Here is an 11,976-nt window from a genome sequence, read left to right as displayed (position 1 = left end):
GATGAAAAATGGTCGGTAGGCARGAAATATATTGAAATGACCGAGTACCACGAGTGGCGAAAGAAAACACCAAAGACAACCGAAAAACCTACTCGCGACGAGTAGGCTTTCTGTTCGAGGATTTTACACACAACTTTGGACTTGACCAAGGTTGGATGGCTATGTTGGATATCTGCACTAACTTTGACCGTTATCTATAGTTTTATTCCGTTCGAGAGAAAAGTTACCGCTAATATCCATTGTAGCTTGAAATATCGCGTCCATTTGCTGAAAGTTACTGCAATGATCCAACGTAGCTTTAACTAATACTTGATGCAATCGTCAATAGCTGGGGTGACAGCTTGCCTTATCCCAGACTTCGCCCCACTCGCTATTTCTTAGAAACAAGCATGTCTGATTGACCCTACCTTGCTCTCCCAACGAAAATATGACTCTATGGGTCTGCTTTTTCCCATCAATTAAGTACGTGACGTCTACTCTCCCGGTGCATGCGCACCCATCATCATAATCAACCTTAAGCCCATGGTAGGAAACGGCATAAAAGCCTTCTTCCTTCAAAGCCTGTATGTCGTTCTGCCAACCATCCCGCGCGGTAGTAGAATCGGCAACGGAGATGGACAGTTGTTCGGCTGCTTTGTCCAGCTGACCCGCTGCAAGCTGATCGAAAAACGTCTTTGCCGACCTTTCCGCCTTAATTACCTCTATGCGCATTGCGACTTGATTAGCAAGCAGCAGCAACATAAAAGTCGCAACCGCTCCTATCCCAATTTTTATAATAAGCTTCACTCGCCGCAACTCCTTCTCTTCCATCCTTTACCTGCTCGCAGCTGCCTTGGCTAACTGTTGCAAATATTCATAATCAATAGTCTCGCCCTTCGCCTTATAGAAAAAACCTTTGTACCTGACCGTATCCTCGGAATTAATAATAAACCGATTGATGACTTTCCCCTTCTCGTTGTAACTCGTTAATCGATAGCCGAATCCCATGTATCCGAGCGCTAGCTTGTTTTTGGCAAAATGAACGCCACTGATGTCCTCAACAAGCTGCTCGATCGTTGCGCGGTCCGTAATCTCAAGCTCAATGCCTGTACCTCCGTCGAATAAAATGATTTTGGAAACATCTCGCGGGTCCTCGTCCATCATCTTGCGCGGCAAATACGTTATGCCATAAAGCAGAACCATGCATAGACAGAATGCAATTACGATGAATATCGCTTTTTTTCCACCCGACATGCCAACTCCCCCTCGATTGGATACAAATCCTCTGTAACCCTTATTTTAACAGACGAAGAAGGTGATTAGGACAATTTCATAACTGCCCTATTCGGCTATATTTTTGGTATGATAGAAGCAATACTCAGTACCGTTAAGGAGGACTGCCTTATGTCAGATCAAGATGATCGCGACGAGCTTGCGGGCCGCAGGCGCAATAAGCTGAAAGTTATCCATTTCGATAAGAACGGCAAAGATTTGATAGAATCCGAGAAACCGAATGAATCATTCGAGGATGTCGCCGGATTGGACGAGGTCAAGAAGAAGATTCGGATGAACTTTATTCTGCCGCTCAAGCAGCCGGAGCTGTTCGCCGCATATGGCCGTGAAGCGGGTGGGAGCCTGCTGCTATACGGACCACCCGGCTGCGGCAAAACCTTTCTAGCAAGAGCGGTTGCAGGCGAGATCGATGCGAATTTCCTTCATATTGAGCTTCAAGCGATATTGGGCATGTACGTCGGTCAAAGCGAGAACAACCTGCATGACCTGTTCGAGAAGGCTAGAGAGAGCAAACCTTGCGTTATTTTCATTGACGAGCTCGATGCGCTTGGCGGCAGCCGCAACCAGATGCGCCAGCATCATGATCGGATGCTCGTCAACCAACTGCTGCTAGAGCTCGACGGGCTCCGCACATTCAACGATCAAGTATTCGTAATCGGAGCAACGAATACGCCGTGGTATTTGGACTCGGCGTTGCGCAGGCCGGGCCGGTTCAACCATCTTATCTTCGTACCGCCGCCCGAGGAACCGGAGCGAGAAGCTATCCTGAAGCTGAAGCTGGCAGGCAAGCCGTTATCCGCGCTGGAACTGTCCAAGATTGCCCGCGAGACGAAACATTTCTCAGGGGCCGATCTGGAGCAGATCGTGAAGGATGCCGTCGAGGCTGCTATGGAGCGTATGCTGCAATCCGGCGAGCTGGAGCCGATTACGCAGGACGATATGAAGAAGTCCGCCAAGGGGCGCAAAGCGACGACGCTCGATTGGTTCGCCACCGCCAAAAACTATGCCACCTTCAGCGATGTGAACGGAGACTACCAGATTGTGCTCGACTACATGAAGGCAACGGGATTGAAGTAATATACGACTTCTCTATTTAGCGAGGGACTAAGTTTATGATATATAAGGAAACAACCGAGCTGCGATACCGAAAAGTACAACAGCTGCTAGAGTGGAAGCGGTACAAGGAAGCCATCAACGAGGCGCATGAGCTGATTCGCGAGGAGCCGGAGGATGCGTACGCATTCGCACTGCTCGGACTGATCCATACGCATGCCGAGGATTACCCGCAGGCGCTTCATTGGTCGGCCGAAGCGATTAGGCGAGAGCCCGAGAATGAGCTCGCCTGGTTCGTCCGCGTGAACGCCTACTATGATTCCAGCAACTTCAAGGCGACAGCAGAGGCGCTTCAGGAGGCGCAGCGGATCGATCCTTACCAGCCGCACTATTATTTCATAGCTGCTAACCTGAGCTTGAAGAAAGGCAACTTTCCCGAGGCGAAGGAGCATGTCGAGGGAGCTTTGGAGCTGTCTCCGGAAAATCCGCTCTATATCGCCATGTTAAGTTATGTGGAGGCGCTGCTTGGCAGGCACGATGTGTCGAGGTCGCTGGCTAGGTCTTCATTGCGGCTCGAAGTGGAATCGCAAATGAATTACTTGATGCTGGCATGGGCAGCCGACCGGCGCGGTGATCATCAGGATTACCTGCATATGCTGAAGCAAGCGATCCATCTCGATCCCGACGATAAGCAAATCCGCGAGGAATATATCGCTGGGCTGCAGAAGAGTTACCGGCTGTACCGCATCCTGCTTGCGCCATTCAAGCTGATCAAGCGAATGAAGCCCTGGCAGATTCTCGTAACATGGATGGTTGCTTGGCTGTTGTTCCGCCCGCTCGTCATCGTTTTTCTCGTACTCTATGTTTTGATACATTGGTCAACGAAGCTGCTTGTTCATGTGAAGCTCTTCGGCTGGTCATTCCGAAGACGATAAAACAAAGGGGAGTCCCGAACGGTCGCCAATGCACCGTTCGCGGACTCCCCTTTCCCGCTTATTTCGCGTATATGCTTAGAATCTCGAATGGCTTAAAGTTCAATTGAACGGCGCCTTCTTGAATGTCCAGCTTATACAGCTTCTCTTCGAGCAGATTGATAACGAACGCTTCGGTCGTTCCTTGCGGCAAGCCGAGCGTAACCCGCTCGCGCGCGCCAGCAGATTCGTACAGACGGTATACCGTTCCCGCGGCCCGTTCCGCCTTCTTAATCGTATCGAGCAGCACATGCTCGCTTTCGAAGCGAACCATTGCCCGACTCGCCGGCAATAGACCATTGCCCGCAACCGCATTGCCAGCCTCAGCAATGCGCACCGGATGGTTAAGCTCAGCCGCGCGGCGCACGACCCCGGCAGATCGCCAGTCTTGTTCATGAGGCAGCAGCGAATACGTAAATTCATGCTTCCCAATATCGGCTGTAACATCAGGCCAGCGTGGCGATCTCAGCAGCGATAGACGCATCGTCGTTCCTTTGATGTCGTACCCGTATTTGCAATCGTTCAGCAGACTGATGCCGCACAGGCCCCCGGCCCCCGCGATCGCCGGCAACGAGCTCGGAAGGAGCCGTCCAAGTCAGTCCGCCGTCTTGCGACACGATGTAACGCGTATACCATTCCGAGAACGTATGCCCAACCTTGTAGTACAGGATTAGCTCACCAGGCTCCGCCTCGAATAATACCGGATTCCAATGAGGCAATCCCTCTTCCTCGGCTGCTTTCACCGGCGGCGACCATTGATCACCTATATAACGCGACATCCATATATTCACATCCGGATCTCCCTCGCAGGTGCCGCCGAACCATGCAGCAACGGAGCTGCCGCAAGACAGCCTGACCACCGTAGAAGCATGGCAGCTTCCGAATGGTGCGTCTCCTTTAAACACATAACTTTTTGTACCGTTGATTAGGACCATATGCAGCCTCCTTGCGTAAACATTTCTCTAACTGCTCTGACCATAATCGGTTTTCAAGCTTCGCTCAACGGGAAAGATTCGAGTTATTATCGATTTTCCAAAATCAAGAGGGCTTCCAGCGGAGAATAAAGAAGAGCATGCGACTTCACCATTTTCCTCAAGCAAGGCGGATGACGAAAATGGTGAAGTGCAGGGCGAATTTTGTGAATATATACGCTAACAGCTCTCTCGTCATCCCAATATTGATCTTCGGCTAGCCCTTCTATTAGCCGAATGCTATAATAGGCTATTCGGTTTATGGGAAAGTGAGGAAGTCCAGATGATTGAACTTACTCTAATCGGACGCGGCGCCACAGCCGATGTCTACGATTGGCATGACGGCCTTTGCTTAAAGCTATTCAATAAAGGCAACGAAGCCAGTGCACTGAAGGAATTTGCCATTACAAGCAGCGTCGCTCGGCTTGGCGTCCATCTAGCCGAGCCTCATGAAATCATAGATTACGAGGGAAGAACAGGCATTGTTTATGACAAAATTGAAGGAACGCCGCTAAATGCGGCAATCGAAGCGGAGCCGGATGCTTTGGAGCGCTTTGGAGCCATTTTTGCAAATATTCATTTGCATGTTCATCAGGCTGAGGCACCAGAGCTGTCCTCTCCGTTAGAAGAACTGATTACACTCATTCGAAATGACCATTCCTTGACCTTGCTTGAAAGTCAGAAAAAAAAGCTGCTTGCGTTTGTTCAGCAACCTCTGGAGAAATCATTGTTATGCCATTTTGATTTCCATCCGTTTAACATTCTAGTATCAATCGACACTGCCTACGTCATCGATTGGATGAATGCCCGAGCTTTCCACCCGCTAGCCGACGTCGCGATGACCTCCGTTATTTTACAGGTAGCAGGATTTCCGCTGGAGCTGGTTGTTCCTTTCCATAAACGATACGTAAGCGCCTATCTGGAAGGGTCGTCATACAGTCGGGAGGAATTGCTATACTGGGAAATCGTCCTCGCGTTGGCACGTCTCAGCGAGCAAAAGCCGAATGAAGCGTTGCCGATCCGCAGATTGATTGCGCGAAACGTTGACAGCTTGGGATTATAGGCAGATTGCGTTATGACAGAAAAAGAGGAAAGCTCGTACGGTGCACACCACCGTCCAAGCTTTCCTCTCTTTTTTTCGTCCTATATCGCTCGCATTCGATTATTCCTAGGAGTTAATCGGGCAGCCTCCCGCAATCTTCAAGCTCCTTGGCAACCTGCAGCACACGCTGCTCTACCGTCCCGCTGAGCAGCGTATATGTGATGCCGCGCTGCTCCAAATCCGCTCTTATCGCAGCTTGAAATTCCATCCGCTGCACATCCCCTGACCGATCCCACGTATCGTCGTACGGGATATCCGTGTCGCACACGAACACGAGATCATATCGTGTAACGGCCAGCTCAGCCATTTCAGCCAGCTTTGTATGCACCGAACCATGATAATAGAGGCCGAACATATATGTCGTGATCGCATTCGTGTCGACGAAGGCGTAACGCCGTGCTTCGTTGAACAGTATTTCCTCGCGCTCTCTATGCCCCTCAGCAATCTCGACGAGCTGTTCCTTCGTTAAGCGCCGATCCATCTGATGCTGCTCCCAATATTCCCGCCCGTATTCGGGCATCCATACGGTAGCGTATCGAAAAGCCAACCCCTCGGCTAGCGTCGTCTTCCCCGTCGACGGCGCGCCAAGCAATACAACTTTCTTAATCATATCGCGATATACGATGGGATCGAGGAAGGCTCGTTGCTCGTATGGGGCTTCACGTACGGCCGTACCCGATACTTTGAACGTCGTCCGCTCCACATCAACCCGCCGATCCGCCGCCTTCAACGCCTCGCTCATATGCTCGCCATATGGCTCGCTCGAGTAGAAGTGGGTAATCCGCTGATCCTCCAGCAGCCCTAAAACATATTGCTCGTGCATCGCTTTGATTTCCGGCGTGTAGCCCACTTCATTCGGTCCGCCCCATGCCTCGATCACGCGAACAGCCGGGTATAACGTTCTGATCCATCCCGCCCGCACCGGCAACGGAATATCGATCGTCTCCGGACAGTCGTAGATGATGACGATCACTTCATCCATCTCGCTCAGCGCCGTTTCGACAACATATTGATGGCCCTTGTGAAACGGCGCATACTTGCCAAGCGTCAGTCCAATGCGGCGCTCTCGTTCTCCCATGTCGCCACCTCCTGCTGTTTTTTCCAAGTGATAAGTCCCGATATAGCGATGCACAAGAAGATCACGTATAGAAAGGCGAGCATATTCAAACCTTTATACAAATACATGCCTACCGATAACACGTCAACGACGATCCAACAGTACCAGTTCTCTAATATTTTGTACGATAGCAGCATTTGGGCAATTAAACTTAACATCGCGATGAAGGCGTCTGGATAAGGAATCGATGCGTCCGTGTACGTCGAGAGCACATACCCCCATATCCCTGTTCCCGCGAACAGAGCGACTAGCAAGATCCCCGCCAGCCTCGGCGTAATTCGCCGTGTCGGCCTTACCTTCGCACCGTTCCGTTTCGTCAGCCAAATGACCCAGCCATAGATGCTTAAAATGAAGAAGAACACCTGCAGCGTCATATCCGCGTACAGCTTCACTTCATAGAACATATAGAAGAAGCATGCGACGTTCACTAGACCGATTGGCCATGCCCAAATCTTCTCTCTAGCCGTTAACCAAACGCTGAGCAGCCCTGTTGTCGTCGCCACAACTTCAAGCGTTGTAGTCGACGTGTAATAAGCGATTCCAAGCATAATGATTAGCGCAGCGACCATCGTCCATGTCTTATTCATCTTCCTCTCCCCCGTTTCCTTAGCTGCACAATGCTTATCCGTTATCCGTTATCCGTGATGCTGCTCGATCAAATCCATCTTCAACTTGTAGGCCGCCTCGCTTAAGCTGATCCGATAGGCTTCAGGATTAAGCTTGCGCAAATATTGCGGCCAGAACAGCGTAAGCTGCTCCGCATGATATTCTTGTATACGATTAAGCTTCGGAAGCTCATATACAAGCTTGCCTGCCGCAAATATCGGCTGCAACAACGAGATCGCCTCATACTCATCGACATATTTGTGAATGTACGGATGCACAGGATCGAACAACTTAATCCGCTTGCCTTCTGCCGCCGCCTTCTCTCCCTTAAGCGTGACGTAGTCCGCTTCCGCCTTACCCGTACGGGTGTTCACAATGCGATATACTTCCTTATAGCCGGGATTCGTTACTTTCTCGGGGTTGCCCGATATTTTGATAACGGGAATGTATTCGCCGTCCTTCTCCCTGGCGACCAACTTATAGACTCCTCCGAGCGCCGGCTGATCGGCCGCCGTGATGAGCTTCGTGCCAACACCCCAAGTGTCGATTCGCGCGCCCTGCGCCTTTAGGTTGAAAATAATATTTTCATCAAGATCGTTCGACGCGACAATCTTCACGTAAGGAAGATCTGCCTCGTCAAGCATCTTGCGGGCTGTCTGCGACAAGTAAGCGAGATCCCCGCTGTCCAGTCGGATCGCCTGCATCCGCTTGCCCTGACTCTCAAGAAGCTTCGCCACTTTGATCGCGTTCGGAACGCCGCTTGCGAGTGTATTATATGTGTCGACGAGCAGCATCACTTGATCGGGCAGCGCCTCCGCATATTTGCGGAATGCCTCCTCTTCCGTATCATGACCCTGCACCCATGCATGGGCATGCGTCCCTTTGGCCGGAATGCCGAACATCATGCCCGCACGCATATTCGACGTCGCATGGAACCCTCCAATGTAAGCCGCCCTTGCTCCCCATACGGCTGCGTCCGCTTCCTGAGCTCTGCGAGTACCGAACTCTAGCAGCACGTCATCCTGAGCAGCTTGCTTCACGCGCGCCGCTTTCGTCGCAATAAGCGTCTGATAGTTTAAGAAATTCAGCATCGCCGTCTCGATCAGCTGTGCTTCGAACATCCGCGCCTCTACGCATAGGAGAGGCACCCCTGCGAATACAACGGTCCCTTCGGGGACGGCGTATAGATTGCCCGTGAACCGGAAGCTCCGCAGTTCTTCCAGAAACGCTTCCTGATAGTTGTCCTCTTGCGTGCGCAAATAGTCGATTTCTTCGTCGCCGAAGCGTAGATCCTCGATATAGCGGACGATCCGCTCTAGTCCGGCGAATACCGCATAGCCGTTGCCAAAGGGCAGCTTACGGAAGTAAGCCTCGAATACCGCCTTCTCATTCGCTGTGCCATGCAGCCAGTGCGCATACATCATATTAATCTGATATTTATCGGTATGAAGCGTTAAGTTAGGTCCGTTCATATTGGCTCACTCTCCTTCTTTCTCTACTGCAGCGCCAAGTGTATGGCGGAAATGCCCCAGCGCCCACTCATGTCCTGCTTCATTAAAGCTGGCAACAGCATCTTCATGGACGTGAATCTCGAAACCTTTGTTATAGGCATCGACAGCGGTATGCAAGACGCAAATGTCGGTGCAGACGCCAACCAAATGCAGCTCGGTAATGCCTCTCTCCCGAAGCTTCAGCTCCAGATCAGTCCCGGCAAAAGCACTGTACCGCGTTTTGTCCATCCAATAGATGTTAGCTTTATGCTGTTCATACACTTCATCTAGCTTGCCGTAAAGACGGCGTCCATCCGTATCGCGAATATTATGAGGAGGGAACAGCTTGTGCTCGGGATGGCAGCTGTCATTCTCCTCATGCAGATCAACGGCCATAACGACATACTCTCCTTGCTCCGCAAATTGCTTCGTCAGCTCTGCAATTCGCCCCTCAATCGCGATACCCGGCTCGCCGCAAGGCAGCTTCCCTACGACAAAATCAATCGTGTAATCGATAACGATCAATGCTTTCATCAACAACACCGTCCCTATCCTAATAGTTTCAAAACGACAATATGAACCTTTAAAAAAGAATGCCTAGCTGTAAATAGACAACTGAGGCACATAATCGGTAAATCGGTAAAGCTGCGCTGAACGCTGAGAATAGCGGTTTGACATCTTCTGCTGCCCCGCATGATCTCTCGCTTCTTCAATGAGCCCTTTGCGGCTCTGCGTCGACGTTATTTTGCGAATAAAATTTTGTTCTTCGAACTCCGGCACGACCGTCTGAATCACTTGGTACAGCTCGCTGATCGTGAACTCTTCAGGCAGGAACTGCTTCGCAATCGTCGTTGTCAGCATGCTGTGACGGATTCGGTCGAGCGCATCTCTAAGCACCTCGTTATGATCGAATGCCAGATCCATCGCTAGTGCCTCCTCCACCGTGAACAACCTGACATCCGCGGCATCATCCGCCGCGCGGCGCTCTTCAAGCAGTGATTCATGGACGAGCGCGAAGAAGGCGTGGGAGATAATCCAGCCTCTCGGATCACGTCCCGGCTTGCTGTATACGTTGAAATATTCGATATGAAGCCCCGATACGCCCGTTTCTTCCGCAAGCTCGCGCTCCGCGCACGCCTGGATCGTCTCCGTCTCCTTGGCGAACCCGCCCGGGAGCGCCCACTGACCTTCGAACGGCCAGCGCTTCCTCTCAATCAACAGCACTTGCAGCTCTCTAAGCGGGAGCGTCTTCTTACCTATATTTCTTTCGGTCGATGTAATAGTGAATATTACAATATCCGCAGGCGCGCCGTCTGGCGTACGATAATGGTTCGATGAATAGTTTGATTCGTTCTCAATTTGCTCGGACATTGGGCTCACCTGCTTCAAATGATATTGAATTCGATAACTTCGATTTGATAATATCATTATGACATATATGATTTCAATGTCAAGTTATTTTTTCCAATTGGGCATGTTCTATTCGCAACATACTGCTTTTGCTTTACATCTACTACAAAAAACAACAGGACCAGAGCTTTTGCTCCAGTCCTGCCGTTCAATTAGCCTATGTTTTTACTTAAACCAGCCCTTCTCTTTGAACCGGGTGATCGCTTCAATCCTGTTGTTAACCCCAAGCTTATCAAGGATGACCGATATATAGTTACGGACCGTTCCTGTCGTGATGAACAGCTCGCTCGCGATTTCCTTCGTGTTCTTGCCGTCCGCGACGAGACCGAGCACTTCCTTCTCGCGCTCGGTAAGCGGATTATTGTCTTGGCCCCCGTAAGCCTCGTCCACGAGCTCGGTTGCATAGATGCGACGGCCCGCCATGACGCTGCGAATCGAGCCAGCCAACTCCTCGCTCGGGCTGTCCTTAAGCATGTAGCCGCTAACGCCGGCCTTCAGCGCGCGTTCGAAATAACCCGCCCTCGCGAACGTCGTTAAGATCATCACTTTACAGCCCAGACCCTTCAGCTCTTCAGCGGCCTCCAGGCCGCTCTTCACCGGCATCTCAATATCCATGATACAAATATCCGGTTTATGACGCTGGACAAGCGCTATCGCTTCCTCCCCATTGCCCGCCGTACCGACGACTTTCATATCGTCCTCCAGATCAAGCAATGAAGCAAGCGCCCCCAGCAGCATCCGCTGATCCTCCGCAATAACAATTGAAATCACGCTTCTGCCTCCTTTGCAGGCTGTATGATAGGGATAGGCACCTTCATAAGCAAGGTCGTTCCAGTTCCTTCGGCGGATTGGATCTCCAGGCTTCCGTTGACGAACTCCAGCCTCTCCTTCATGCCTTGCAGACCGTTACCCCTCATCGCATTCGCGGCATTTGCAATCCCGATCCCGTTATCATACACACGAATGACCAGCTCTCCCAGCCTAGGCTCAATCGCAACCAAACATTCCGTCGCCCCGCTGTGCTTCACCACATTCGTAACCGCTTCTTTCAAGCACATGCTCAGCACGTTCTCAATAAGCAGCGACGCATCGGTCAGCTTCACTTCGCCTTCGAGGCGGAACTCAATCTCTGCTGCCTTCAATATCTGCATCACGCGGAACATCTCATCCTCAACTCTTGTCCCGCGCATTTGCGTCACAAGCTCCCTGACTTCCTTAAGCGCTGTGCGGGCCGTCTGTCTCACATCGTTGATCTCCGCTTGCGCTTTAGCCGGATTTTTCGTGAGGAGCTTACCCGCCAAGTCGCTCTTAAGTCCAATCAGCGACAGCTTCTGTCCGAGCGTATCATGCAGATCGCGGGCGATCCGCTGACGCTCCTGCAACGTTATGAGATCGGATATCCGCTTATTGGCATCCTCTAGCTGTCCTTGCAAGCGGTCTTGTTTGATCCGGTTGTAGGTATTGACAGGCAGCAGGATAACGACGATCAAGCAGACCAATACAAACGGGAACTGCGAGATGAACAGCGGATTCGACGATACGAAACCGTAGTTAATCGTAGCAAACGTCGTAATCAAATGTACGGCATACAAGGTGAAAAATCCGATTCGGTTCTGCACGTTACCGATAAAGAGCGCCAGGAAAATCGAGAAGTAAACGTAACTGAACAACAGCGTCATCGCTATCGAGATCACAATCTGCATACTCGTCCAGAAGTAAAGCTTCCATCCCTTTGATACGAACGAAAGCACGTAACATACGAAAAATAGGATGATCATCAAAATCCCGTACACGATCTCGTACGTCGTCGAAGAACGAAATATGAAGTAAAAAGGAAGAATGCACAGGACGACCCAGACGTACGGGCTTAATCCTGTGCTTTTATGAAAGATTTGATACCACTTCTGCATCATGCTTCATTCTCCTATAGCCAGAGAGGCTTTCCTTCATGCCGGACCCCTGGTCGTCTATATGCTTGTATTGT

General features: G+C 51.0%; 14 protein-coding genes. 3 read left to right on the top strand and 11 right to left on the bottom strand.

What is annotated here, in order from left to right; genetic code table 11:
- Positions 1-321: 321 nt before the first annotated feature.
- Complete coding sequence (locus AC1DF0_RS31145) at positions 322-786, bottom strand: hypothetical protein (protein WP_442052367.1); 465 nt, start codon at positions 784-786, stop codon at positions 322-324.
- Positions 787-813: 27 nt separating this feature from the next.
- Positions 814-1,233 carry a hypothetical protein gene (locus AC1DF0_RS31140; protein WP_442052368.1) on the bottom strand — a complete coding sequence of 140 codons (420 nt, stop codon included), beginning with the start codon at positions 1,231-1,233 and terminating at the stop codon, positions 814-816.
- A gap of 150 nt (positions 1,234-1,383) precedes the next feature.
- Here AC1DF0_RS31140 and AC1DF0_RS31135 point away from each other — a divergent pair, with 150 nt between their 5' ends.
- On the top strand, positions 1,384-2,349 hold the full coding sequence (locus AC1DF0_RS31135) for an ATP-binding protein (protein WP_442052369.1): 966 nt from the start codon (positions 1,384-1,386) through the stop codon (positions 2,347-2,349).
- 35 nt (positions 2,350-2,384) lie between these two features.
- A complete protein-coding gene (locus AC1DF0_RS31130; protein WP_477577392.1) occupies positions 2,385-3,260 on the top strand; it encodes a tetratricopeptide repeat protein in 876 nt (291 codons plus the stop codon).
- Positions 3,261-3,318: 58 nt separating this feature from the next.
- Here AC1DF0_RS31130 and AC1DF0_RS31125 read toward each other — a convergent pair whose 3' ends face one another.
- Positions 3,319-3,795, bottom strand: coding sequence for a glycosyl hydrolase-related protein (locus AC1DF0_RS31125; protein WP_477577395.1), 477 nt, complete (start codon positions 3,793-3,795; stop codon positions 3,319-3,321).
- Positions 3,743-4,231 carry an exo-alpha-sialidase gene (locus tag AC1DF0_RS31120; protein WP_477577390.1) on the bottom strand — a complete coding sequence of 163 codons (489 nt, stop codon included), beginning with the start codon at positions 4,229-4,231 and terminating at the stop codon, positions 3,743-3,745. The genes AC1DF0_RS31125 and AC1DF0_RS31120 overlap by 53 nt, the downstream gene beginning before the upstream one ends.
- 319 nt (positions 4,232-4,550) lie before the next feature.
- Between AC1DF0_RS31120 and AC1DF0_RS31115 the strand changes: the two genes are divergently transcribed.
- Positions 4,551-5,330: a phosphotransferase family protein gene (locus AC1DF0_RS31115; RefSeq protein ID WP_477577388.1), complete on the top strand. Its 780-nt coding sequence runs from the start codon at positions 4,551-4,553 to the stop codon at positions 5,328-5,330.
- 112 nt (positions 5,331-5,442) lie between these two features.
- Here the strand turns inward: AC1DF0_RS31115 and AC1DF0_RS31110 are convergent, their stop codons facing one another.
- From AC1DF0_RS31110 to AC1DF0_RS31080, 7 genes are all read right to left on the bottom strand, one after another.
- Positions 5,443-6,447, bottom strand: a complete 1,005-nt coding sequence (locus AC1DF0_RS31110; protein WP_477577386.1) for an AAA family ATPase — start codon at positions 6,445-6,447, stop codon at positions 5,443-5,445.
- Positions 6,417-7,073: a nicotinamide riboside transporter PnuC gene (gene pnuC / locus AC1DF0_RS31105; RefSeq protein WP_475824499.1), complete on the bottom strand. Its 657-nt coding sequence runs from the start codon at positions 7,071-7,073 to the stop codon at positions 6,417-6,419. Before pnuC ends, AC1DF0_RS31110 begins: the two co-directional genes overlap by 31 nt.
- 48 nt (positions 7,074-7,121) lie before the next feature.
- A complete protein-coding gene (locus tag AC1DF0_RS31100) occupies positions 7,122-8,564 on the bottom strand; it encodes a nicotinate phosphoribosyltransferase (RefSeq protein WP_477577383.1) in 1,443 nt (480 codons plus the stop codon).
- Between the two features lie 6 nt (positions 8,565-8,570).
- Positions 8,571-9,116, bottom strand: a complete 546-nt coding sequence (locus tag AC1DF0_RS31095) for a cysteine hydrolase family protein (RefSeq protein ID WP_442052376.1) — start codon at positions 9,114-9,116, stop codon at positions 8,571-8,573.
- Between the two features lie 63 nt (positions 9,117-9,179).
- Positions 9,180-9,953 (bottom strand): NUDIX domain-containing protein, encoded by a 774-nt coding sequence (locus AC1DF0_RS31090; protein WP_477577380.1) that lies wholly within the window; start codon positions 9,951-9,953, stop codon positions 9,180-9,182.
- A gap of 204 nt (positions 9,954-10,157) precedes the next feature.
- Positions 10,158-10,763: a response regulator gene (locus AC1DF0_RS31085; RefSeq protein WP_442052378.1), complete on the bottom strand. Its 606-nt coding sequence runs from the start codon at positions 10,761-10,763 to the stop codon at positions 10,158-10,160.
- Complete coding sequence (locus tag AC1DF0_RS31080) at positions 10,760-11,902, bottom strand: sensor histidine kinase (protein WP_442052399.1); 1,143 nt, start codon at positions 11,900-11,902, stop codon at positions 10,760-10,762. Before AC1DF0_RS31080 ends, AC1DF0_RS31085 begins: the two co-directional genes overlap by 4 nt.
- Positions 11,903-11,976: the final 74 nt, after the last annotated feature.

It is taken from the genome of Paenibacillus sp. 05T425 (assembly GCF_056396205.1).
The sequence above is the reverse complement of the archived record's forward strand: the minus strand, read 5'-3'. Positions and strand labels throughout refer to the sequence as shown.

Excerpts from the sequence above, each read along its gene's own strand:
- AC1DF0_RS31140 (WP_442052368.1), bottom strand. The coding sequence starts at position 1,233 with ATGTCGGGTGGAAAAAAAGCGATATTCATCGTAATTGCATTCTGTCTA.
- AC1DF0_RS31135 (WP_442052369.1), top strand. The coding sequence starts at position 1,384 with ATGTCAGATCAAGATGATCGCGACGAGCTTGCGGGCCGCAGGCGCAAT.
- AC1DF0_RS31130 (WP_477577392.1), top strand. The coding sequence starts at position 2,385 with ATGATATATAAGGAAACAACCGAGCTGCGATACCGAAAAGTACAACAG.
- AC1DF0_RS31120 (WP_477577390.1), bottom strand. The coding sequence starts at position 4,231 with ATGGTCCTAATCAACGGTACAAAAAGTTATGTGTTTAAAGGAGACGCA.
- AC1DF0_RS31115 (WP_477577388.1), top strand. The coding sequence starts at position 4,551 with ATGATTGAACTTACTCTAATCGGACGCGGCGCCACAGCCGATGTCTAC.
- AC1DF0_RS31110 (WP_477577386.1), bottom strand. The coding sequence starts at position 6,447 with ATGGGAGAACGAGAGCGCCGCATTGGACTGACGCTTGGCAAGTATGCG.
- pnuC (WP_475824499.1), bottom strand. The coding sequence starts at position 7,073 with ATGAATAAGACATGGACGATGGTCGCTGCGCTAATCATTATGCTTGGA.
- AC1DF0_RS31100 (WP_477577383.1), bottom strand. The coding sequence starts at position 8,564 with ATGAACGGACCTAACTTAACGCTTCATACCGATAAATATCAGATTAAT.
- AC1DF0_RS31095 (WP_442052376.1), bottom strand. The coding sequence starts at position 9,116 with ATGAAAGCATTGATCGTTATCGATTACACGATTGATTTTGTCGTAGGG.
- AC1DF0_RS31090 (WP_477577380.1), bottom strand. The coding sequence starts at position 9,953 with ATGTCCGAGCAAATTGAGAACGAATCAAACTATTCATCGAACCATTAT.
- AC1DF0_RS31080 (WP_442052399.1), bottom strand. The coding sequence starts at position 11,902 with ATGCAGAAGTGGTATCAAATCTTTCATAAAAGCACAGGATTAAGCCCG.